Genomic DNA, 23,246 nt, shown 5'->3' with positions numbered 1-23,246 from the left:
ACTTTTTTAGAATATAGTATTAACAAAATAGAGGTATATTTACAATGTTCTATTTTCTACGTTCTAACGTCTAAATTTCCATCTTTTGTGCGTCCACAAATAATATTCAGGAGCTTCGTAGATTTGTTGCTCAACCAATTTTAAAAATTGATCTGTTAAATTATAATTTGGAATTTCACGCACATTATCAGAAAGCAACTCAATAGTTGCTTCATAATAACCTCTTTTTACTTTTTTGGTTTTAAGAAATACCGCATTCATATTGTATCTTTTTGCCAGCATTTCGGCTCCTGTATGAACAGGAACTTCAATTCCCATAAATTGTGTCCAATGATAAGCACTGTTTTCTTTTGGAGATTGGTCACTAGCAAATCCGTAAACAGATAAAATACTATTGTTGTTATTTTCAATAATGGTAGGAATCGTTTCTTTAGTCGTAATTAGGTATGCTTTAAATCTACTTCGTATAGAATGAACTAACTTATCAAAATATGGGTTTTTAATTTTCTTATAAATTCCATAATTTTTAAAACTTGAGTAAAGGTTCAATGAAATTGCCCATTCATAACTTGCATAATGAGCACACATTACAGCAATACTTTTTCCTTTTTTTTCTATTTCCGTAAAAACTTCAATATTTGTAAAAGCATATCTTTTGGATATTTCTTCTTTTGAAATACTCATAGTTTTTATCATTTCCAGAAAAAGATCGCATAAATGATGGTAGAATTTTTTTTCTATTACAATACGTTCTTCTTTTGTTAAATGAGGCAAAGCCATTGCAAGATTTTCACGAACCGTTTTTTTTCTATATCCTATTATTAGGTAAACTAAAATATATACAAAATCCGAAAACAGATATAATATTCGAAAGGGTAGTATTGAGATACACCAAAGAAAAGGGTAGAAAAATAAATATAAGAGGTATTGCATTTAAAAATAATTTTTTACAAATATATATTAAAAAAATCTTTTTGTTTAACAGTTTATGATATTAGCAGACAATTCGATTTATTATCGATAAAAAAATTATTTTTTATGTTTCCAACGTTTATGGGTCCACAAGTAATATTCTGGAGCTTCTAAAATTTGATCTTCGACTAGTTTCAAAAATTGAGCTGTAATTTTGTGATTATCAGGTTCATTTGCATTTTCAGAAAGTATTTCAAAAGATGCTTCGTAATACCCTCGTTTTACTTTTTTTGTTTTTATGAAAATAACATTCATATCGTATCTTTTTGCAAGCATTTCGGCTCCAATATGAACAGGAACTTCGACTCCCATAAAATTTGCCCAATGCTGAGTTGTATTAATTTTTGGAGTTTGATCACTTCCAAATAAATAAAGACCATGTTTATGGTTTTTATTGTTTTCAATAATAGTTGGTATCGTTTTTTTTGTAGTTATAAGAGTAACTTTAAATATAGACCTGATGGTATGAACCAATTTTTCGAAGTAAGGGTTTTTGATCTGTTTATAAATAGGATAAACATGAAAGTCTGAATAAAAATTTATAGTGGGTGACCATTCATAACTTGCATAATGTGCCCCCATCATTGCAATACTTTTTCCTTTTTTTTCTAATTCTTTATATAATTCAAGATTGGTAAAAACAAAACGTTTGGTTATTTCTTCTTTTGATATATTCATAGTTTTCATCATTTCAAGAAAAATATCACAAAGATGATGATAGAATTTTTTTTCTATAATTAGCCTTTCATTAGCGGATAAATGGGGTAAAGTCAAAGCAAGATTTTCTTTAACCGTTTTTTTACGATATCCTATTAAGTGGTAAACAACAATATAAACAAAATCTGAAAACAAGTACAATATTCGAAAAGGAAGTATGGAAATTATCCAAATAAAAGGATAAGCAATTAAATAATTGAAATATTGCATTGAAAATAATTTTTGTAAAGATAAAATATTAATCACTATTGTTGGATAGTTTGTGACTTCGTTAGGAGTTAGAATTATAATATTAATTAGATTTACATTAAATTTTTAAAACCTATATTTTATGAATACCATTTTGATTGGAATTATTGTTACCAATGTTTTAATAAGTTATAAAGGATTTAATGACCTTTCGTTTTTTAGGAAATATGAATTTCACGTGGGTAGCATTCGGGCAGGAGAACAAATCCGAATGATTTCCTCTGGATTTCTTCACGTAGATATGAGTCACTTGTTTTTTAATATGTTAACCCTTTATTTTTTTGCTCCTGTAGTATTTAGTTTTTTGGGCAGTTTCTCGTTTGTTTTAGTTTATTTCGGAAGTTTAATCTTTGGAAGTTTATTGACAATGCTGTTTCATAAAGATGATTATAGTTATCGAGCTGTTGGCGCATCTGGTGCTGTGACGGGGGTTTTGTATTCGGCTATTTTATTACAACCAAATATGATGTTAGGATTGTTTTTTATAATACCTATTCCAGCTTATGTCTTTGGGATATTGTATTTATTGTATTCAATCTATGGTATGAGAGCCAAGAATGACAATATTGGACATACCGCTCATTTTGGAGGAGCTATGGGTGGTTATTTGATTACTATTTTAAGAAATCCAGAATTGATCCAAGAACACACATTAATGACTGTATTACTAGCTATTCCTATAATTATACTTTTCATAATGGCCAAAATGGGAAAACTTTAATAATTTATTTTTTAATCTTTAAAATTAATAGTATGAAATCGCTATGGCAAAAGTTGTCGGAAACACCAATAAAGATATGGCGATACCATATTCCATTTAAAAACAAATATTATATACATATGAAAAAATCATTTTTATTAGCAATCAGTCTATTTACAATTTTGGCTTACAGTCAAGAAATCAAACCAATTCCTCTAATTAATGTTTCTGGTGAAGGAAAAATTAAAGTAGTTCCAGATCAAGCAACAATATTGGCAACTGTAGAAACTAAAGGGAATAATGCTAAAGAGGTCAAAAAACAAAATGACATTCAAATGGAAGCCGTTTTAAAATTGGTAAAAAGTATGAATCTAGCTCCAGCTGATTATAAAACCAAAAGAGTTTCCTTGAACCCGCAATATGATTATGAAAAAAAGAAACATTCGTACAATGCAGCACAAACCGTAGAAATCCTTTTGAAAGATTTGTCTAAGTATGATGAATTAATGGAAGGTTTGGTCGATCAAGGGATAAATCGAATTGACAATGTGACTTTTCAATCCTCAAAGATTGCGCAATACCAATCCGATGCTAGAAAACTAGCCATGAAAGATGCGAAAATGAAAGCTGAGGATTATGTGTCTGTTTTAGGGCAAAAAGTAGGAGTAGGGTTTGCTATTACTGATAATTCGCAAATCTATTACCCACAGCCCGTTTATGCAATGAAAACGATGGCGATGGATGGAGTTGCAGGAGCTCCACCAGCAGAAACACTGGCGGTAGGAGAAATTGATATCATAGCCAATGTCAGTGTGAGTTTTAAATTGGAATAATATCCAAATGAAGTTTTGCCACTTATTTATGCTAAACATCATTTTTTAAAGTTTAAAACTTTGACAACGGTTAGAGAGGTTGAAAAAAAAATACCCCATCTACTATTTGAAAAAGGAGATGGGGTATTTTTTTTAAATATAATGCATAAAAAAAAGCTTCAATTTCTTGAAGCTTTTTTTGTGGGGAGAGTAGGATTCGAACCTACGAAGACGTAGTCAGCAGATTTACAGTCTGCCCTCGTTGGCCGCTTGAGTATCTCCCCTTAGGCCTTGTTTGGAAACGATTATTGCGTTATCCGGGTGCAAATATAGAGACTGTTTTTAGTATTACAAACTTTTTTTGCACTTTATTTTAGTATTATTTTTAATGTATTGGTATTGAATAAAATAAAAAAATCTCCACAAGGGAGATTTTTTATTTTTGAGTAGTAAAAGGAATTATTTAGCTAATAATTCAATAATTTTTGCTTTTAATTCTTCACCTCTTAAGTCTTGTGCAACTACATTTCCAGATTGATCTAGAATGAAAGTAGCTGGAATAGATTCTACTTTGTATTGTTTTGCAATTGGATCTTCCCAACCTTTTAGATTTGAAACTTGTGTCCAAATCAATTTGTCTTTTGCAATAGCTTCTTTCCATTTTGTAGCATCTTCATCTAGAGATACGCCAATAATGTTAAGTCCTTTGGAATGCAATTCAGCATAAATGGCAACTACATTTGGGTTTTCTTTTCGACAAGGACCACACCAAGAAGCCCAAAAATCAACAATTGTTACTTTTCCTAAACTCTCTTTTAAAGAAATTGTTTTTCCTTGAGGATTAGGTGCAGAAAAATCTGTCCTTCATTTTGCCGCAGGAGCAACTGGTGCTGCTGTAGCTCCAACAGAAGGTGTTTTTAATTCTGCCAATTTGGTCTTAATTGCTTTACCTGGTTTAGAATTTTTCAAAGACTCATCAAGTGTATTGTACATTGTTTCGATTTTTTTAGAATCAACAGTTGGATCACTGCTCATTCCTTGAATAATTAATGCACTAATAAAAGATTTTGGATGAGTATTTGCATAATCTGTATATTTTGATTTAGAAGTAGTACCAATTTCAGTTTGAATTTGAGTGTACTGTTTCATCAACCCATTGATTGTTGCAGTATCTTTGGCTTGTTGAGCCATTTGCATTTTTTGCATGTTTAATGTTTGGAAATCCATCAAAGGTTTTTGAATTTTTGTGATTTCTTCATTGAATTTTACATACTCATCATTATTATAGGTACCTGAAACTTTAGATTTTTGGATAGTGTCTTTGTTTACAACTATTGTGATATCTCCATTTTCTAAAATAAATGGTACTTTTCCTTGTGCTCCTTCAATTTGTACAGTATGGAAAGCTGGTTCAGTGATTTTACCTTTGATTTCGAATTTACCGTTTTCAATTTTTACTGTGTCAACAGCAATTAACATGCCTTTCTCGTCTTGAGTCTCTAGTACAACTGTTTTTCCGTTTTCGAATCCTGTAGCAGTTCCTGAGATTGTGTATTTGTCTTTGCTACAAGAAGTAAGTAATACTGTAGCAGTAAGAAATAAAATAATTTTTTTCATTTTTATTAGTTAATTGTTTAAAGGTTACAAAAGTATTTAAAATTATAAATTAACAATAACTTTTGTCGCTAAATTTATGTTATAATTTTAAGTGTTTTATGTTAGAAAAAAAGCAGTTCTTTCAATTATTAAAATTTAAGTACTGTTTTAAAAAAAAAGACATTCCTAAAATTTTTGATGGAATGTCTGTTAAAATATGTTTAAATAGCAATTAAGTAGTATGCATTTTTAAAATTTATATTTTATGATTCACATCCTTGGAGGTGAGATTCAATATGTTCTATTTCATTTAATGTAATCTTAATATTCAAATTTACTTCTCTTAAGTCTTTATGTAAGTGGGAACAAACTGGATCGGATTTTAATTTAAAATCAATATCTGATTTAATAAACATAAGTTTTTCGTATGTTTTGTGAGCGTTAGTGTATTGCCGTTTGTAAATTTCGGTAAAGTCATTCATGGTTGTTTGGTTAGGTTAAAAATTAAATAGGGTTTGCTAATTTACTAAAAAGACTGTTAAATAAATGCTAACAAGAAATAATTTTAATTTTTTTTCTTTTTGGTGTCTTTTTTAAAAAGTATATAAATAAAAAAAGCACTCGTATTAGGAGTGCTTTAGTATAATTAATGTGAAAAACTATTCTTGATTAGTTGTTTTTCTCCAAGTAAAGGCGTTAAGAATGTGTCTTTTTGCAAATCGACTTGGTGAATCTGCATTTACCATCTTTACATAAGTTGCTTTTGGAACACTGATATATTCATAAATACTTCCGTTTGAGAAATTGATAATTAATCGCCCTTCAACAAATTTGTAATCAGTTATTGTTGAAGTAGATATTGTTTCTGTATACTCAGGTAAGTTTGCTTTAGCAGTTTCTGGATTGATACTTACTAAAAAGTGGTATGCTTCAATAATTTTTTTGCTGTTTTCCTCAGCAGCTTTTAAACCAGCTTCATCTCCTTGAAATTTATCTGGATGCGCGTCTTTCATCGCATTGCGATAAATGGTTTTTAACTCTTTAAGCTCTACAGTTCTTTCTACGTTAAGCAGTTTGCGGTATTCAACTATTTTTTTCATAAATAAGGTAACTACTTGTCTTTTACTAATCAACCAATATTATTTGCTTGAAAATCGACAATTTTTTGCAAAGGTACACTTTTTTTTAACTTTTTAGTTTAGACCCAAAAAAAAATCAAAAAAAGGAGTTCTTTTTTTGATTTTTTTGGGTTATGCTTTTGCTAATTGCTTATTGTTGAGGCTTATTATTTGCTTTGTCAAAGTTTTTTGATTTTTTTGGGTATTTTTTATAGCTAATATCACTTGGGTTTTCAATGATACTTTTTATTGTTATCATTTCTCCAATGCTGTATTTTTGAGCCATTTTGAAATCCAAAAGATAAATTCCACAAAAATAATTGTTGTTCTCATCTTGCTCCATAATACCTGTAAAAACGCCTTTTTGCAACATTTTTTCTTCGTCTGCTTTGGTCATAATCTTGTAATTTTAATAAATCTGAATTGCAAAGTTAATGAATTATTAGTGATTAATTCGGGAATATAAAACATGATGTTGAATACTAGAGTTGTTAGCGAACTGCGTAAGGGGTAGAAGCTAGTTACCTTGTAACGCGGATGACCCGACCGCATAACGATAAGAGGGCGAATACACACAAAGAAAGTTTGCCCTCTTTTCGGGATGGGGATACGCCCGAATGATTATTGAATTTAGAATTTGGTATAAAGAACTGTTTGTGATTACCTTTGTTTGATGGAAAAAATTTTTCGCCCTAGTCCAAAATCTTTTAAAAATACGTTTTGTGTTTTTCACGAAGTATTGCCTATTGTTATTGAAGGTATGTCAGTGCAATATGATAGTAAATCGGGAAGTAAGTATTATTATTCAAAAGAGGGAATGTATCGTTTGTCTAATCATTGGGGACGTTTGGCCAATAGTAAATGGCGTTTGGAGCCATTGGAACCGGAAACCCATTTTAAATTTAAAATAGGTTTTGCTTCATGGAGCGAATTTTATCTTGATAATACAGAAGAAGAATTGTATTATTTGGAAGCCAATTTTGAAAAAAGAACGGTTAATTACCAACATCGTAATAACCCAAAATACGATTCGAAAGCCATATTAAGAACGAGTTTTAATACGGCAAAAAAAATCAAACAGATTCGGAATTTATTTGAACTAACTTCATGGTCCAAGTATTTTGATTATGATGATATCGATGCTTTACGCAAAGAAATTATTAATGAATTAATTTTTACCAATAAAACATTGGAAGAAATAAAGAGAGAATTAGTTTAATGGTTTGCGGCAATTAATATTAAGTCATTGTTGTTTATTGGTTTTGATAGATAGGCAATGATTTCTGGGTATATTTTTGCTTTGTTTTTATCTTCTAATGCTATAGATGAACTTACTATATATATCTGAATTGGATCTTTGATTCGGGATTTTAAGAGTACCAATTCTTCCATAAATTCCCATCCATCCATAATAGGCATATTGATATCCAAGAGTATTACATTTGGAAATACTTCTTTATCGTCAAGTGTATCTTTTAGAGCCTCTATTGCTTCTTTTCCATTTTTATAATTGGAAACACTTAAAAATAATTCTGATTTTTTGATGATTTTGTTAACGATAATTTGATAAATTGGGTCGTCATCTACTACCCATATTGTTTTTAGATTCATACTATTTCTATTTTAAATGTTGTTCCTTCATTGAGTTCGCTTTCTACTTTTATACTTCCGCCCATAGCTTCTACTTGGTTTTTTGTGATAAACAATCCAACTCCTTTTGAAGTTGGATCATTGCTAAAGGTTTTGTACATACCGAAGATTTTATTTCCGTTTTTCACCAAATCAATCCCAATTCCATTATCTGAAATTTGAAGGATGTTTTTATTTTTTTTTGTTATCCATTTTAAGTCTATTATTATTTTTCGTTCTGGATGACTATAGCGTATTGCATTTGATATGAAATTGTAAAGAATACTTTCTAAATAAGCAGGATTGTAGTTGATTACTAAATCTTCTGGGATGTGATTGAATATTGAAACTTCATTTGTTATTATTTGTTTCGAAAATATTTTCATAACATTATAAATATACTCTTTTAAGTTCAATGATTCAATTGTTAAACTTATATTTGTACGTATATTGATAACTTCGTTTAAGTGCAACATTGTTTCGTTAAGTAAACTTGAAACCGAAACTAACAATTCCATCATTTGTTGTTTTTCTTGCTCTGTTTCAGATGTTTGTAGTAAGGTAACTATTGAAGCTATATTACTGGTGTGAGATCTTAAATTATGTGATATAATATATGAAAAATTCAAAAGTCTTTCGTTTTGTTTGGTTACCAATTGGAATGAATTATTCAAATCCTCTTCAATATTTTTGGATTTTGTAATATCAATCATTATTCCATGCAAGCTTACTGCTAAACCATTTTTGTAAACAATGTTTACCATATCTCGTAACCAAATGACAGAACCGTTTTTGCAAATCATTCTATATTCTAAATCGTGATTTGAGAGTTCGTTTGTTTTTGCTGAACAATAGTCTATTGCCATTTCTCTATCTTCAGGATAAATATGCTCTTTCCAAAATTTGGGGTCACTTAACCATTCTTCAGAGGTATAGCCCAAAATTTGTTCTACTTTTTTACTTACAAAAGTAAACCTAAAGGTGTCAATGTCACATTCCCAAACAATTCCATCAATACTATTTATTATAGATTCAATCTTGTGTTGTGAATCAAGAATAATTTTTTCATTTTGTTTTTGAAAAGTTATATCTACTGTTGAGACTATTATACGGCCAAATGTTTTTTCATACCCACGTACAATATTCCACCTAAAACTAATATCTATTGATTCTCCATTGCTGTTTTTAATTTTTGATTCATACTCTAACTGGCTATTGTTTTGAGTAATAGCAGTCAATTGTTTAGTAAAATCATTTATAGTTTCTATATCAAGTACTCGTTTTAAATTTTCGGCTAAATCCTGTTTTTCTTTAATTTTAAGAAGTTCTAAGCATTTGAAATTGACAGCTATGATTCTGACTAGTTTGAAACATTTGAATACTACATCTGAGTTCTCTTTGAAATAGTTTTCGACAAATATTTCTTCCTTGCCAATTAGATTTAGTTCTTTGAGGTAATTTTTAATTAATGACATATCCACCTCCCATAATGGAATTGGAGAATTATTGAATAGATTTTTAAATTGATTTTCACTTTTTTTGAGATCTTCTATTATTTTTTGTTGCTGAGTAATATCTTCTATAATTGAAATATTTGTATTCAAATTTACGTTTGATCTAGAAAGAGAAGTCACAATCAAATTGGCCAAAATAATTTTACCTGATTTTGTAATGTAACGTTTTTTTAAATGATATCCATTAATTGCACCAATTTGAAGTTCCTTGGCTGCTAATTCATTTGTATGTAAGTCTTTTGGATGGGTAATTGATTGGTAATTTTTAGTTTTCATCTCATCCACAGAATACCCGGTTATTTCACAAAACTTATTGTTGATTTCTATAAAATTTCCAGTATTATCATCTACTAGAGCTATCCCAACTGGAGCTCGATCAAATATGGCTTTAAATTTAATTTCATTATTCAAAAGTTTTTCAGCTTGATTTATTACCAACTTCTGTAATTTTTTAGGTCTATTTAAAAGCATTGTTATGAAAGCCCCGAATAATGCAGCAAGCGTAATTCCTAAAATTGTTGGAATAATAAGATTTGAGTAATGATAATTTTGTTTTTTTTCAATCAAAGTTAATTTCCAATCCCCATCTGTAATGGTTGATGAAATTTCGTTTTTTTTAAGAGAATGATTTTTAATTGGAAGAAAAAACTCTTCTTTTTTGGTATTTGGATTTATTTTTGAAAATTGAAAATAATATTTAGTGCTGTCCATTGAATTAACTCCAGACATTTTTAAAAGTCTATCCAATTTGATTACAACGGCTGAAAATCCCCAAAATTTATTTTTTTTGAAAACGGGAAACCGACCAACTATTCCAATTCCACCTTGTTTTAAAACTAATGGACCTGCAAAATACATTTTTTTGGTTGCTATAGATTGTAATGCTTCTTTTCTAAGGTTTGGAGTTTTAAAAAGATTTAGATCTAAAGCGGACACATTTTCCTGAAAAGGATAAACATATTTGATTACACCATTTGGCACCAATTGTACAGCACTTATGCAATCATTTGATTCTAAAAGTTGAGAGCTTATAAAATCAAAATTATCAGGCTTACCGCTATCATTTATAGTTAATGCTAGTGTAAGTGCTGTATTAAATGAATTTTTGAGGCAAAGCTCAATATGTTGATGAATATTTTCAAGAGTATTTTGCATTTCATGTTGCTCATTCTCATTGATTATTTCTATTCGTTGTTGTATAACAAATGATACACCTATGCTTAAAATAAGAAAAATTAAAAAACCTGTTGTTTTAGGTTTGGTCCAAAACCATCTAATATAATTGGGCAATTTATTTATACTATCCATAAATATACGCAGAAAAGGATGAGTCTTACAAAAAAAAAGAATTTGACTTTATAAATGTACGATTTTTGTTTATTTAAAGTACGAAAAAATTGATTTAACTTTATTTTAATCCTTTTGAATGTGTATTTATCAAAATAAAAACAACCTTAAATTAAATAATAAACCCGAACTTTGTATTCATTTAATAATGATACGATTAAAAAAAATCTTCATTGTCAAATTATAAAAGTACCATAATGAGTAGGAATAACGAAGGAAATATCAAAAAGCACAACGACAAACTGCACAAAGCACAAGACAAAGCCAAAAAAGCAGCGATGGATCGTAAAGAAAAACTGAAACAAATTACAAAAAAATTCAATGAGGGTAGAGCTTCTGATAATTGTTAACGTATAGATTATGATAAACTTAGATTTGGAAAATTTAAAAAGTGGCGTTCAAGAGATTATTGATTTTATAACCAGCAAACAAACCAAAGAAGCCAATAATAAATTGCTTGAAGTGAGTGAAAAACTAGATGAAATTCTAGATCACACAGACGATGATGAAGATTTAATGCAGATTAGTCATTTTCAGGTTTTGTTGAATCAATTGCATATTAAAATCAATCCAACAGATTCTGAATAACGATTATGGAAAATACATCCTGTTATTGTGGCTCTGGAAAATCATTTGAAAGTTGTTGTTCTCCTTTTATAAATGGAATACAAAAAGCACCAACTGCTTTAACTTTGATGAAATCAAGATATTCGGCTTATGCAACCCATCAAGCGGATTATTTGCTAGCAACAACATATATTTCTGAACGGAAATACTATGCTAGAGAAGAAATTTTGAATTGGGCCACCTATAATAAATGGCAAAAATTAGAGATTATTTCGTTTACTGAAAATACGGTTGAATTTAAAGCTTATTTTTTAGATGCTAATAATGTGTATCAAGTACACCATGAGTTTTCTACTTTTAAACAAGAAAACGGAAGCTGGTTTTATGTGGATGGTAAGTTTAAATAAACAATATACAATATGAAAAAGTTTTCACTATTTATTCTAATAATACTAGTTATTGTAAGTTGCAAAAGCGCTTCTCCTAATTCAAAAGAAGTCCTAAATACGGAGCCAACTCTTGCATACAAGCAACAAATGGAAAATTTGAATCAAGGAATATATTTTAGAGGGGTAGGAAATGAACCCGAATGGAGTTTGAAAATTTCCGAGAAAACTATTGAGTTTACTTCTCTTAAACCTGGTTTTGAAGCCTTGAGTGGTGCGCACGTTGAGCCTATTCGTGCAATGGATGCCAATGTAAAAATGTATACAATCAAGACAGTTGCTGGTATAATGAGCATTCAAATTATGCAACAAGAATGTGTCAATACCATGTCTGGTGAAATTTCTCCGTATTCTGTTCGAATTGCAATTGAGAAAGACGATATTATAACCAACTTTAATGGATGTGGGAATTACATAACTGATCCTCGTTTGCACGATATTTGGGCATTAGAAAAACTAAATGGAGAAAAAGCGAGTTTAGATCAATTTACAAAAGAAATACCTTATCTAGAAATCAACAGCTCAACCAATCAATTTATGGGATATGCGGGCTGCAATCGTATGAATGGCAAAGTGTTTTTTGAAAAAGGATTGCTTCGTTTTAATAATGTCATCACAACAAGAATGGCTTGCGGACCAAATAATAAAGAAAACGAATTCGTAAAAGCGTTGCAAAGTACAACAACTTATAAAGTAGAAAACATGCGATTGACACTTACCAATCCATCGGGTGTAGAAGTAGTATTTAGAAAAGTGGATTGATTTTTTTTCTTAATTAAAAATATCAAATCACAGTTTAGGCTGTGATTTTTTTTATGATTGCATTTCAAATATTGCAAACAATTTTTTTAAACCATTAAGAAATTAAGTTTTATTAAAAACAACTACAGCCCTTAGTTTACTAAATATCTTAATGGTTCAAAATTTTTGCAAATTAAATTTTGATTAAACCCAGAATCCGTATTAGACTTCGTAGCTAAACTGAATTATTCAATAAAAGCTCCAGCTCACGGACTATTTTTGAAGTTGTAATACTTTTGTATTTTGAATTTAAAAATGGGAGTAAGTTCGTGGTTTTGAAGAAAAATTTAGTTGTAGTAGATTTCTAATGCGGAATCTGGGTTAAATTATTCTTCACAACATTACACTTGAATAATCCTTTTAACGTAAAATTATATAATGTTTGAGGTGGGGTCGTTAAAAATTGATGTATTTTTATATTTATGAAAGACGCTATCAAAAAAGGATTTTATTTCAAGACCTACGAAGCTCCGTTTCAATCTCCATTTGATAAACTTTTTGCCATTTTCAAAGAGCTTATCACGCATACTTCGGGAGATTTTGATGAAGCTATAGAATGGTTGCGTGAGCTCGACAAAGAATACAAACTCACAGATTCAGCTTACACAATCGACGATTTTATTGAAGATTTAAAGAAAAAAGGATACATCCGAGAAGAACTCAAAGACGATGGGACCTCAGGGATAGGCATAACCGCCAAAACCGAACGCGCCATTAGGCAACAAGCATTGGACAACATTTTTGGAAATTTAAAACGATCGGGAAGTGGCGACCACAAAACCAAATATGCCGGAAATGGTGATGAACACACAAGTGAGTTTCGAGAGTTTCATTTTGGAGACGGATTAGATCGTATTTCGCTGACCGAAAGTTTACGCAATGCCCAAATCAATAATGGTGTAGCCGATTTTATGCTGACCGAAAATGATCTTGTGGTCGAAGATGCTCAATACAAATCTCAAATGAGCACCGTTTTGATGATTGATATCAGTCACAGTATGATTTTGTATGGAGAAGATAGAATCACTCCTGCCAAGAAAGTGGCAATGGCTTTGGCCGAATTAATCACCACTCGTTACCCAAAAGACACACTGGATATTTTAGTTTTCGGTAACGATGCATGGACAATTGCCATTCGGGATTTACCGTATTTAAAAGTCGGTCCTTATCATACCAATACCGTTGCTGGCTTGCAATTGGCTATGGATTTACTCCGCAGAAAGCGCAATACCAACAAACAAATTTTTATGATTACCGATGGGAAACCAAGTTGTGTTCGCGAAAAAGACGGCTCCTATTACATGAACAGCAACGGCCTCGATCAATACATTGTTGACAAATGCTACACTCAAGCGCAACAGGCTCGAAAATTACGCATTCCAATCACCACTTTTATGATTGCCAATGATCCTTATTTACAGCAATTTGTCAATCATTTTACCGAAGCCAATCAAGGGAAAGCCTTTTATACCGGCTTAAAAGGTTTGGGCGAAATGATTTTTGAAGATTATGAAACCAATAGAAAGAAGAGGGTGAAATAAGTATTCAGTGGTCAGTTTTTAGTGATCAGTCTCGGTTTGACAGCTAGAGTATAAATTAAAATCAATTTCAATAGCAATTTCAATAGCAATTTCAATAAAAAATAAAATGAACAATATAAATACACTTGGAGAATTAAAGAAATCAGGATACCTAAGCAAAAGTATCAAAGATGAATTACGTCATAATTTAAGGGAGAAAATTAAATCAGGATTGCCCACTTTTGAGGGAGTTCATGGATTTGAAAACACGGTTATCCCCGAATTAGAGCGCGCTATTTTGTCACGTCATAATATTAATTTACTGGGACTTCGGGGACAAGCCAAGACCAGATTGGCTCGCAAAATGGTCGAATTATTGGATGAGTATATTCCGTTTGTAACGGGATCCGAAATCAATGACGATCCTTTTCAACCCATTTCGCGTTTTGCCAAAGATATCATTGAAATAAAAGGTGATGAAACCCCAATTTCGTGGTTGCACAGAAGTGAAAGATTCTTTGAAAAACTGGCAACACCAGACGTTACAGTAGCCGATTTGATTGGTGACGTTGATCCTATAAAAGCAGCCAATTTAAAACTATCTTATGCTGATGATCGTGTGATTCATTTTGGAATGATTCCGCGTGCCAATCGTTGTATTTTTGTGATTAACGAATTGCCCGATTTGCAAGCAAGGATTCAAGTAGCGCTATTTAACATACTGCAAGAAGGTGATATACAGATTCGCGGTTTCAAATTAAGAATGCCACTCGATATGCAATTTGTATTTACAGCCAATCCCGAAGATTACACCAATCGTGGTAGTATTGTGACTCCGCTAAAAGATAGAATTGGTTCTCAAATCTTGACCCATTATCCCGATACGATCAAAATTGCCAGAACAATAACAGAGCAAGAAGCCAAATTAGATCAAACACAAAGTGAGTTGGTGTATGTTCCTTCCTTGGCCAAAGATTTATTAGAGCAAATTAGTTTTGAAGCTAGAGAAAGTGAATATATTGATAATAAAAGTGGTGTAAGTGCTCGATTGAGTATTACTGCTTTCGAAAATTTATTGAGTACAGCCGAACGTCGTGCTTTACGATCAGGAGCCGATAAAACTATTTTGAGATTGTCCGACTTTATGGGAATTATTCCATCGATTACTGGTAAAGTAGAATTGGTTTATGAAGGAGAGCAAGAGGGAGCAGCAATTGTGGCGCAACATTTAATAGGAGATTCTATTCATACCTTTTTTCCAGCCTATTTCCCTAAAATCGAAAAATTAGAAAAACAAGGAGAAAAAACGGCTTATTCAGACACTTTAGATTGGTTTTTTACTGAAAGCGGATTCGAATTATTGGACGATTGTCCTGATGAAGAATATAAAAGGATTTTGGATAGTGTAACTCCTTTGGAAATTCTAATCAAAAAATACCAACCACATTTAGAAAAAAACGATAGCTATTTTATGAAAGAATTCATTCTGTGGGCATTAGTTGAATACAAAAAACTCAGCAAAGATCGACTTTCCGAAGGGTATCAGTTTAAGGATATGTATGGAAGTTATATTAGTAAATTATAATTGAACATAGGGCTTAGAATTTCTAAGTCCTATGTTTTTTCTTTTATCAATGAAAATACAAAGCAATAAAAATTTCAATTGCTATTAAAATAATCACAATCCACTCCAGTCGTGAGCTTTCCCGAACATTCAAAACATCCGTAAAAAGTTTTAAATTATCTTCAACAATTCCCAACCTATAGTCCAGATCTTTAAATCGAGGTATAATATCAAAATTTGTTTTAAGATTTCTATTCAATAAGTTCAAATCTTCGTGTTCCCATACTAAGTTTGGATCGTCTAGAATGTACAAATTATCGACTATACTATTTTTCACATTCAATACTTTACCAATATATTTCAACAGATTGGTTTTTGAAATACTTAAGCGTCCTCGCTTTTCCAATTCGAGAATATACTCCTTCGAGGATGTAATAAGATCATCAGATAGTGTTTCGTAAAACTCAAGTGCCACAGATTGTGCAATATTAAGCATTACAATTCTTAAAACTGAAGGATCTACAAAAGGTACAGTTACCGAATTGTTTTTAACATAGGTTTTCAAAAGTTTTTTATCAATCTCAATTGTGTATTCTTCAAAGAGGTTTAAATCTACAATCTCAATAGCATATTTTTTAATGAATTCAATAAACTCTTTTTTTTCGGATGCCATATAATTTGCAAAAACAATTACGCCATAATCAAAAATATATAAGTATTGATTCTTGCTTTTGAAAGCATAAAAAAGTTCTGAAGGAGAACTGGAATATGTTTCGACATCGAACTCCGTTCGGATTCTCTTTATATTAAAAGCTTCCGCAATTTGAATGGCTTCAATTTTTATTAAATCAGATTCTATCATAAACGCCTTTATTATTTATTGCAAAATGGCGTATTAAAATTAATAAATTATATTTTAAAAGAAAAAATTACAATAGTACTATTTTGATTTAAAAAAAAAACTCATATCAATCAGAATATTTTTATTTATTTTATTTTGTGACCTTTCCCATTTTTAATAGTCTACCTTGCCTCGTTGGCGCTATTTTAAGTCCATCAAAATAGGATATGGAAAATAGTTTTGAAGATTTGATTGCTACTTATATTGAAAACAAAGTGGGTATATCCGAGCATTTTTTGAGTGATGAGCTGGCCAATAATTTAAAACAAAATCTATACAATTTAAATGCAAACAGTCAATTATCGGCTGCTGGTATTGGAAATTCAGAGAAGCTGTCTTATGATGGAGCCATTCGTAGTGATTCAATTTATTGGTTGGACAAAAAACACAATAATGCTTTCGAAAATGAATTTTTCGCTCAAATGGAAGCTTTTATTTTATACTTAAATGAGAGTTGTTATGCCGGAATTACAGGCTATGAGTTTCATTATTCTCTTTACGAAAAAGGTGATTTTTATCTCAAACACCTAGACCAATTCAAGAACAATCCAAGCCGAAAATATTCAATAATTAGCTATTTAAACAGTGATTGGCAAGAAAGTGATGGGGGAGAACTACTGATTCATCAAGACAACAACAACCAAAAAATAAGCCCTACGCAAGGTAAAACTGTTTTCTTTAAGAGTGATGAGTTGGTCCATGAAGTACTCGTTACTCAAAATACCCGAATGAGCATTACAGGCTGGTTGAAGAGCGATAGGTAATTTTAAGATGAAGTAGTTTAAAAAAAATAAAACACTATTTTTGTGGGATAAATTTTAGGGCTATGTTATTTCTTATTCTGAGTATTTTTTGCAGTGTTACAGTAGGCGTGATTTTCAAGATTTCGCACCGCCATCAATCAAATACAACCCAAATCATAACGTTTAATTATGTGATAGCGCTGTTTCTGTGCTATTTTTTTTTCAAACCCCATTTTACAACATTAGCTACTTCCTCGGCTTGGCCTATTTATGTCGCTCTCGGAATTTTACTGCCCACTATTTTTTTTGTTTTAGTTCTTTCAATACAACATATGGGAATCGTAAAAACCGATGCCGCCCAACGATTGTCGCTTTTTATTCCCATTTTGGCCGCTTGGCTTATTTTTGACGAGCAATTCAACACTCTCAAAATAGCCGCTCTTTTGGTTGGCTTTCCAGCACTCGTGTTTCTACTCATCAAGCCTACAGCAAACCAAGAAAACAAGTGGATGTATCCTGTTTTGGTCTTGTTAGGTTTTGGGCTAATTGATATTCTTTTCAAGCAAATCGCATTGTACACCCAACTGCCATTTACAACCTCTTTATTTGTTATTTTTGCAATCTCCTTAGCAATAATGGTGTTAATTACCTTATACACCATCCTTCTCCAAAAAGAAAAATTCAGTTCCAAAAGTGTTTTTTGGGGACTACTAGTTGGGATTTTCAACTTCGGTAACATTTTTTGCTACCTCAAAGCCCATCAAGCATTCGCCAAAAATCCCTCCACCGTTTTCGCTGGAATGAATATGGGAGTCATCGTAATTGGCAGTCTTGTTGGAATCCTTATTTTCAAAGAAAAAATAACCAAACTCAATTTCACAGGACTTTTTCTAGCCTTAATTGCGATTGTTTTAATTGTGCTTTCACAAATTAGTTAAAACATAAGAAAGAAAATTTGGGCGTGCCCCCGTTGCACAAAGGGGCTTACTTATAGCGCCGCCCACAAAGCCCCTCTGCCCAACGCGGTCGGGCTATCACGAGCGCTTTGGCGCCTTGCTCTATCCCTCACGCGACGCCTGCTGAAAAACAAATTTAAATTTCTAAATAACAAATTCCAAAAGGTAAAAGGCAAAAAGCAAATTCCAAAAAACAAAAAGCAAAAAACAAAACCCATTACTCACAACCCATAACCGACAACATTACTTATCAACATTAACGCTTCTACTGTGGTTTCAAATTCTAGTTTTAACTAACTTTGTCATTCAAATACCATCAAAATGCCAATCCGAAATCCAAATACTGTTTCACTTGAATTCCTAACCTCTGATTTGAGTTCCATCAATGAAGTGCCTTATTTTGACGAAGGAATATCTGCTGGTTTTCCAAGTCCTGCCGATGATTTTCAGGAGCTTACAATCAGTTTTGATAAGGAAGTATTCGGCACGTCACCCTCCACCATTTTTTGTGCCCGCGTGAGTGGCTCATCTATGGAAGGAGCTGGAATTTCAAACAACGACATCATTGCTGTCGACCGCTTATTAGAACCTGAAGATGGCGATATTGCCGTTTGCTTAATCCACGATGAGTTTACTCTCAAGCGCTTACGGGTAGAAAAAGATTGCGTTTGGTTGATGCCCGAAAATGACAATTACAAACCGATTCAAATCACCGATAATGATTCTTTCCAAATTTGGGGAATCGTAATCAACACCCTCAAATACCACCGAAAAAAATAAAGTTATGTACGCTTTAATGGACTGTAACAACTTTTACGCTAGTTGCGAACGCGTGTTCAAACCTAGTCTACGTAACAAACCCATTGTTGTCCTAAGCAACAATGACGGTTGTGTTGTGGCACGCTCCAATGAAAGCAAAGCTTTGGGAGTCAAAATGGGTGTGCCTATATTCAAGATAAAAGAGATGGTGCAACAACACAATATTGTGGTTTGTTCCTCCAATTATACGCTTTATGGGGATTTGTCGAATCGCGTGATGAACCTAATAAAAAAATTTTCACCCGATGTCGAGGTCTACAGTATAGACGAAGCTTTTCTAAACTTCAAAGGGCATCAGTATGCCAATTTTGACCAAATAGGATTGGAAATGCACCGCATTGTAAAAAAAGGAGTGGGAATCCCCATTTCTATTGGTTTCGCGCCTACCAAAGCTTTGGCCAAAGTAGCCAATAAAATTGCCAAAAAATATCCAGAGCGAACTCAAAACTATTACATCATCGATACCGAAGCCAAACGTATTAAAGCCTTAAAGTGGACCAAGATTGAAGACGTTTGGGGCATAGGAAGACAGTTTACAAAAAAACTGCAATCCATTGGCGTAACCAATGCGTATCAATTCACACAATTGAGTGATGCCTATGTTCGAAAATATTTTAGCGTAGTAGGATTGCGACTCAAAAAAGACCTAGAAGGCGAACCTACCATTCAGTTTGAAGACATTAAACCCAAACAAAACATCGCCACTACTAGAAGTTTTGATATAATGATGCAAACCCAAGAAGAATTACGGGAGCGTATTGCCACTTTTTCGTCCCTAGCAGCTGTTAAATTGCGCAACCAAAAAAGCAATTGCGAACTGATTCAAGTGTTCATCTACACCAACAGATTTCGACAAGATTTACCGCAATACAGTGGCTACAAGACCGTAAAATTACCGTTTCCAACTTCTTCGACTTTTGAGTTAAATAAATACGCTCAAAAAGCACTGAATGAAATTTTTAAATCTGGATTTCATTACAAAAAAGCAGGCGTCATTTTGATGGGAATTACACAAGATCAAACCCAACAATTGTCAATGTTTGAATACGAGAATCCAAAACATAAAATCCTAATGCAAGTGCTCGACAAAATGAATGTAAAAATGGGAGAGAAGGTCAAATTTGGCGGACAAGATTTAAAACGCAAATGGAAAATGAGACAAGAGCGTCTTTCTCCTTGTTACTCGACCAATATAAAAGATATTATCACGATTAATTGTCAGTAAATATGTGTTTTACTATTCAACTCAAAACCACAGTCAAAAAAGCCGAAACTCGATTCAAAGCCAAAGTAGATAATCCACTTCAGTTTCTAGAATCGGATGCTATTAGCGGTTTTTCACATTTAAATACTCCAATTATAGTAAACAAAACTCCCGAAATTATTTCTACCAATTACAGTTGGGGACTCATTCCTGCTTGGGCCAATGACGACAACATTCGAAAAAACACCTTGAATGCCCGAATAGAAACAGTTGGAGAGAAGTCTTCTTTCAGAAATAGTTTAAATAATCGTTGCCTAATCCTAGCTACCGCTTTTTATGAGTGGCATTGGAATGACCCTAAAGGAAAATCCAAAGACAAATACCAAGTCTACTCCCAAGAAGAAGAGATTTTTGCATTCGCAGGATTGTACAACCATTGGGTGCAACCTCAAACAGGCAAAACAATTGCTACCTATACAATGCTCACCACAGAGGCCAACGAATTGATGCAATACATTCACAATACCAAACAACGTATGCCTGTTGTTTTGAATCGAAAGGACGAAAACGCTTGGCTGGATTCTTCGAATGCTATACACGATTTTGCTTTTCCGTATCAAGCGAATTTGGTCGGGTTTCCAATTCCTAAACCTCAGAGCAACAACACAGCAACACTTTTTTAAGCATTTTGACTATTCTATTTCAAACTTAAACCCTGATATTACATCATAAAAACCTATTTTTGCACCGCAGACCGCCTTATCGTCGTCTTGTCTTTATGGACGAGAGGGAGGAAAGTCCGGACACCATAGGGAAGCATAGCGGGTAACACCCGTCGGTTTCGTCTTTACGGGCGAGATTAGGACAAGTGCAACAGAAAGTATGTACAGGTAATGCTGTAGTGAAACCAGGTAAACTCTATGCGGTGAAATATCAAGTATATCAGCATTCAAGGGTTCCCGTCCGTTGCTGAAGGGTAGATAGCTTGAGTCTTGTAGTAATACAAGATCTAGATAAATGATAAGGTATTGTTAGTAATGACAAGAACAGAATCCGGCTTATAGGTCTGCATTTTTTTATGTTGAGAAATACTTTTTCTATGAAATCGCCATGACAAAATTTGTCGCAATTGAAAATCATCGAATTCCAAAATAAAATAGTAACTGATGAGATAAACACCAATGAAGATCTGGCGATACCATATTCCAACAAAAACAATATTATCTACATATGAAATCGCCATGACAAAATTTGTCGCAAACACCAATGAAGATCTGGCGATACCATATTCCAACAAAAACAATATTATCTACATATGAAATCGCCATTACAAAATTTGTCGCAATTGAAAATCATCAAATTCCAAAATAAAATAGTAACTGATGAGATAAACACCAATGAAGATCTGGCGATACCATATTCCAACAAAAACAATAATATCTGCATATGAAAACAAGAATTGGAATTTTAGGATTGGGTGGAGTAGGCGGTTATTTTGGAGGATTATTGGCCAAAGAATATACTAAATCGAATACTGTCGAAATTATCTTCATCGCTCGTGGCGAAACACAAAAAAATATTGCGGAATCGGGTTTAAAAATTAGTACAGACGAAGGAGAAACTATTGTTTTCCCAGATTTGGTTTCGGACAATCCAGAAATAATTGGCTCCCTTGATTATCTTATTTGTGCCACCAAAACGTACGATATTGAAGAAAGTTTACTTTCAATATCAAAAGTAATTACAAAGAACACCATAATTCTTCCTTTGTACAATGGGGTAGATGCTCCAGAGCGCATCGCTACTCTTTTTCCAGACAACGAAGTTTTGCAAGGTTGCGTCTATATTGTTTCAATGATTGTTTTGCCTGGTGTGATTAAAAAAATAGGTCCATACGAAAAGTTGTTTTTCGGATCGGACATGGCATCCATTTCCAAAATGAATGCTTTGCAAACCATTTTCAAAAATGCGTCTATTGAGAGTTATTTGGTGGATACTATTGACGAAACCGTTTGGGAAAAGTTCATCTTTATTTCGGCTCTAGCCTCTGCTACTGCATATTTGAATCAGAATATTGGGGAAATTATAAATTCCGAATCGAGTAGAAAATTTTATGTTTCTTTATTAGAAGAAATAACTATGATTGCGGCTGTAAAAGGATTGAATTTACCCAATGACATTGTGTTTCAAACTATATTAAAACTCGAAAAATCGCCTCATGAAGCCACTTCTTCCATGCATAGGGATTTGTTGGCGGGACGAAAAATTGAAGTAGCCTCTTTGACCGAGTTTGTGGTAAATGAAGGGTTGAAATATGAAATTGAAACTCCGACATACCAAAAGGTATTGGAGAAATTATCACAACAAGCCATATAATTTAGCTGTTGATCTTAAATTCCAACCCAATATTACGAACACTTTCGATGCTTATTCGAGAATCTTCTTTGAAATACTTGCGAATTTTACTGATATAGACATCCATACTTCTTCCTGAAAAAAAATCGTCACTGCCCCAAATCGTTTTCAATATTTGTTCTCTTTTAATCAATTGATTTTTGTGATTATAAAAAAAATGAATGAGTGCCGCTTCTTTTTCAGTTAGTTGTTGTGTTGAAGATTGGTTTTTAAGACATAATCTTTTGGTATCAAATAGATAAAGTCCAATTTGCAATTCATCATTTTTTGAAAATTCTGATTGTTGCTGTTTGCTCCTTTTTAAAATATTATTCAGGCGCAAAACAAGTTCATCGGCCTCAAAAGGTTTTACTATATAATCGTCGGCTCCCAATTTTAATCCGATGATTTTGTCTTCTTTTAGCTTTCTTGCTGTTAGAAAAACAAAAGGAATATCGGGATTGATTTTGATGATTTTTTCAGCAAGGGTAAATCCGTCCATTTTGGGCATCATGACATCAAAAACACATATATCAAAGTTTTCAGTTTGGAAAATAGCCAATGCTTCTTCGCCATTTTCTGCCCAACTGATCTCATATTGGTATAATTCTAAATATTGTTTGAGAACGCTTGCAAAATCAGCATCATCTTCGGCTAAAAGTACTTTTTTCAATGGC

The 23,246-nt window shown here is 32.4% G+C and carries 24 protein-coding genes, 1 tRNA gene, 1 other RNA gene and 1 pseudogene; 16 read left to right on the top strand and 11 right to left on the bottom strand.

The features are described 5' to 3' along the window. Positions 1 to 63: 63 nt before the first annotated feature. Both AC8GF4_RS13435 and AC8GF4_RS13430 read right to left on the bottom strand, forming a co-directional pair. Positions 64 to 933, bottom strand: a complete 870-nt coding sequence (locus tag AC8GF4_RS13435; protein WP_506595378.1) for a lysophospholipid acyltransferase family protein — start codon at positions 931 to 933, stop codon at positions 64 to 66. A 96-nt stretch (positions 934 to 1,029) separates the two neighbouring features. Beyond that, positions 1,030 to 1,899 (bottom strand): lysophospholipid acyltransferase family protein, encoded by an 870-nt coding sequence (locus AC8GF4_RS13430; RefSeq protein ID WP_506595376.1) that lies wholly within the window; start codon positions 1,897 to 1,899, stop codon positions 1,030 to 1,032. A 121-nt stretch (positions 1,900 to 2,020) separates the two neighbouring features. Here AC8GF4_RS13430 and AC8GF4_RS13425 point away from each other — a divergent pair, with 121 nt between their 5' ends. Further along, positions 2,021 to 2,659, top strand: a complete 639-nt coding sequence (locus tag AC8GF4_RS13425) for a rhomboid family intramembrane serine protease (protein WP_506595374.1) — start codon at positions 2,021 to 2,023, stop codon at positions 2,657 to 2,659. Between the two features lie 119 nt (positions 2,660 to 2,778). Next, a complete protein-coding gene (locus tag AC8GF4_RS13420) occupies positions 2,779 to 3,471 on the top strand; it encodes an SIMPL domain-containing protein (protein ID WP_506595372.1) in 693 nt (230 codons plus the stop codon). 181 nt (positions 3,472 to 3,652) lie between these two features. Here AC8GF4_RS13420 and AC8GF4_RS13415 read toward each other — a convergent pair. From AC8GF4_RS13415 to AC8GF4_RS13395, 5 genes and pseudogenes are all read right to left on the bottom strand, one after another. Further along, a tRNA-Tyr gene (locus tag AC8GF4_RS13415) sits at positions 3,653 to 3,734 on the bottom strand. Between the two features lie 175 nt (positions 3,735 to 3,909). Further along, a pseudogene (locus AC8GF4_RS13410) lies at positions 3,910 to 4,296 on the bottom strand (TlpA family protein disulfide reductase); the annotation flags it as partial. Positions 4,297 to 4,314: 18 nt separating this feature from the next. Beyond that, positions 4,315 to 5,067, bottom strand: coding sequence for a DUF4369 domain-containing protein (locus AC8GF4_RS13405; protein WP_506595370.1), 753 nt, complete (start codon positions 5,065 to 5,067; stop codon positions 4,315 to 4,317). A 638-nt stretch (positions 5,068 to 5,705) separates the two neighbouring features. Then, complete coding sequence (locus AC8GF4_RS13400) at positions 5,706 to 6,146, bottom strand: KTSC domain-containing protein (protein WP_506595369.1); 441 nt, start codon at positions 6,144 to 6,146, stop codon at positions 5,706 to 5,708. Positions 6,147 to 6,315: 169 nt separating this feature from the next. Next, entirely contained in the window at positions 6,316 to 6,561 is a 246-nt protein-coding gene (locus AC8GF4_RS13395; RefSeq protein WP_506595367.1) for a hypothetical protein, read from the bottom strand. Positions 6,562 to 6,837: 276 nt separating this feature from the next. On the opposite strand from AC8GF4_RS13395, the gene AC8GF4_RS13390 reads away from it, so the two are divergent. Further along, positions 6,838 to 7,383, top strand: coding sequence for a hypothetical protein (locus AC8GF4_RS13390; RefSeq protein WP_506595366.1), 546 nt, complete (start codon positions 6,838 to 6,840; stop codon positions 7,381 to 7,383). On the opposite strand, the gene AC8GF4_RS13385 is transcribed toward AC8GF4_RS13390, so the two are convergent. Both AC8GF4_RS13385 and AC8GF4_RS13380 read right to left on the bottom strand, forming a co-directional pair. After that, complete coding sequence (locus AC8GF4_RS13385; RefSeq protein ID WP_506595364.1) at positions 7,380 to 7,775, bottom strand: response regulator; 396 nt, start codon at positions 7,773 to 7,775, stop codon at positions 7,380 to 7,382. The two genes, AC8GF4_RS13390 and AC8GF4_RS13385, sit on opposite strands and share 4 nt — an antisense overlap. Beyond that, positions 7,772 to 10,615: a PAS domain S-box protein gene (locus AC8GF4_RS13380; RefSeq protein ID WP_506595362.1), complete on the bottom strand. Its 2,844-nt coding sequence runs from the start codon at positions 10,613 to 10,615 to the stop codon at positions 7,772 to 7,774. The genes AC8GF4_RS13385 and AC8GF4_RS13380 overlap by 4 nt, the downstream gene beginning before the upstream one ends. 236 nt (positions 10,616 to 10,851) lie before the next feature. Between AC8GF4_RS13380 and AC8GF4_RS13375 the strand changes: the two genes are divergently transcribed. The 6 genes from AC8GF4_RS13375 (at position 10,852) to AC8GF4_RS13350 (ending at position 15,573) form a co-directional block, all read left to right on the top strand. Then, entirely contained in the window at positions 10,852 to 11,004 is a 153-nt protein-coding gene (locus AC8GF4_RS13375; protein ID WP_506595360.1) for a hypothetical protein, read from the top strand. Positions 11,005 to 11,014: 10 nt separating this feature from the next. Beyond that, positions 11,015 to 11,242, top strand: a complete 228-nt coding sequence (locus AC8GF4_RS13370; RefSeq protein WP_506595358.1) for a hypothetical protein — start codon at positions 11,015 to 11,017, stop codon at positions 11,240 to 11,242. A 5-nt stretch (positions 11,243 to 11,247) separates the two neighbouring features. Then, positions 11,248 to 11,628, top strand: coding sequence for a YchJ family protein (locus tag AC8GF4_RS13365; protein WP_506595356.1), 381 nt, complete (start codon positions 11,248 to 11,250; stop codon positions 11,626 to 11,628). A 12-nt stretch (positions 11,629 to 11,640) separates the two neighbouring features. Then, positions 11,641 to 12,429: an META domain-containing protein gene (locus AC8GF4_RS13360; RefSeq protein ID WP_506595354.1), complete on the top strand. Its 789-nt coding sequence runs from the start codon at positions 11,641 to 11,643 to the stop codon at positions 12,427 to 12,429. 461 nt (positions 12,430 to 12,890) lie between these two features. Further along, positions 12,891 to 14,009, top strand: coding sequence for a vWA domain-containing protein (locus AC8GF4_RS13355; RefSeq protein WP_506595352.1), 1,119 nt, complete (start codon positions 12,891 to 12,893; stop codon positions 14,007 to 14,009). 106 nt (positions 14,010 to 14,115) lie between these two features. Then, positions 14,116 to 15,573, top strand: a complete 1,458-nt coding sequence (locus tag AC8GF4_RS13350) for a magnesium chelatase (protein WP_506595351.1) — start codon at positions 14,116 to 14,118, stop codon at positions 15,571 to 15,573. A gap of 46 nt (positions 15,574 to 15,619) precedes the next feature. Here AC8GF4_RS13350 and AC8GF4_RS13345 read toward each other — a convergent pair whose 3' ends face one another. After that, the gene (locus AC8GF4_RS13345) at positions 15,620 to 16,414 is read right to left on the bottom strand and encodes an RMD1 family protein (protein WP_506595349.1); all 795 of its coding nucleotides are present in this window, start codon (positions 16,412 to 16,414) and stop codon (positions 15,620 to 15,622) included. A gap of 206 nt (positions 16,415 to 16,620) precedes the next feature. Between AC8GF4_RS13345 and AC8GF4_RS13340 the strand changes: the two genes are divergently transcribed. The 7 genes from AC8GF4_RS13340 (at position 16,621) to AC8GF4_RS13310 (ending at position 22,551) form a co-directional block, all read left to right on the top strand. Beyond that, the gene (locus AC8GF4_RS13340) at positions 16,621 to 17,217 is read left to right on the top strand and encodes a 2OG-Fe(II) oxygenase (protein ID WP_506595347.1); all 597 of its coding nucleotides are present in this window, start codon (positions 16,621 to 16,623) and stop codon (positions 17,215 to 17,217) included. Positions 17,218 to 17,528: 311 nt separating this feature from the next. Continuing rightward, positions 17,529 to 18,134 carry a DMT family transporter gene (locus AC8GF4_RS13335; protein ID WP_506595346.1) on the top strand — a complete coding sequence of 202 codons (606 nt, stop codon included), beginning with the start codon at positions 17,529 to 17,531 and terminating at the stop codon, positions 18,132 to 18,134. Between the two features lie 339 nt (positions 18,135 to 18,473). Beyond that, positions 18,474 to 18,932 carry a LexA family protein gene (locus AC8GF4_RS13330; RefSeq protein ID WP_506595345.1) on the top strand — a complete coding sequence of 153 codons (459 nt, stop codon included), beginning with the start codon at positions 18,474 to 18,476 and terminating at the stop codon, positions 18,930 to 18,932. 4 nt (positions 18,933 to 18,936) lie between these two features. Next, a complete protein-coding gene (locus AC8GF4_RS13325) occupies positions 18,937 to 20,196 on the top strand; it encodes a Y-family DNA polymerase (protein ID WP_506595344.1) in 1,260 nt (419 codons plus the stop codon). 2 nt (positions 20,197 to 20,198) lie between these two features. Further along, the gene (locus AC8GF4_RS13320) at positions 20,199 to 20,858 is read left to right on the top strand and encodes an SOS response-associated peptidase (protein ID WP_506595342.1); all 660 of its coding nucleotides are present in this window, start codon (positions 20,199 to 20,201) and stop codon (positions 20,856 to 20,858) included. Between the two features lie 63 nt (positions 20,859 to 20,921). After that, an RNA gene (rnpB, locus tag AC8GF4_RS13315) (RNase P RNA component class A) lies at positions 20,922 to 21,252 on the top strand. 369 nt (positions 21,253 to 21,621) lie between these two features. Further along, the gene (locus AC8GF4_RS13310) at positions 21,622 to 22,551 is read left to right on the top strand and encodes a ketopantoate reductase family protein (protein WP_506595341.1); all 930 of its coding nucleotides are present in this window, start codon (positions 21,622 to 21,624) and stop codon (positions 22,549 to 22,551) included. A 1-nt stretch (position 22,552) separates the two neighbouring features. Here the strand turns inward: AC8GF4_RS13310 and AC8GF4_RS13305 are convergent, their stop codons facing one another. After that, positions 22,553 to 23,242, bottom strand: coding sequence for a response regulator transcription factor (locus AC8GF4_RS13305; protein ID WP_506595340.1), 690 nt, complete (start codon positions 23,240 to 23,242; stop codon positions 22,553 to 22,555). Between the last annotated feature and the right edge of the window lie 4 nt (positions 23,243 to 23,246).

It is taken from the genome of Flavobacterium rarum (SeqCode) (assembly GCF_965234445.1).
Lineage (GTDB): Bacteria > Bacteroidota > Bacteroidia > Flavobacteriales > Flavobacteriaceae > Flavobacterium > Flavobacterium rarum.
Note: the sequence above shows the minus strand (reverse complement) of the source record. Positions and strands in the feature narration are given on the sequence as shown.